This is a genomic window from Azospirillum sp. TSO35-2 (genome assembly GCF_003116095.1).
Taxonomy (GTDB): domain Bacteria; phylum Pseudomonadota; class Alphaproteobacteria; order Azospirillales; family Azospirillaceae; genus Azospirillum.
In genome coordinates, this window is record NZ_LGRA01000013.1 from 657,162 (window position 1) to 657,381 (window position 220).

A 220-nucleotide genomic window follows, 5' to 3' on the forward strand; every position below is an offset into this window, starting at 1 on the left:
TGACGCCGGCATCGTCACCATCGCCGAGCCGGTCGGGCTGATCTGCGGCATCGTCCCCACCACCAACCCGACCTCCACCGCCATCTTCAAGGCGCTGATCGCGCTGAAGACCCGCAACGGCCTGATCTTCTCCCCCCACCCGCGCGCCCGCAAATCCACCTGCGAGGCCGCCCGCCTGGTGCTCGCCGCCGCGGTCGAGGCCGGCGCCCCCGAGGACATC

1 pseudogene is annotated in these 220 nt (G+C 71.8%); it reads left to right on the forward strand.

Annotation, left to right across the window (positions count from 1 at the left end):
- Positions 1-220 (forward strand): annotated as a pseudogene (locus TSO352_RS33480) (acetaldehyde dehydrogenase); the annotation flags it as partial.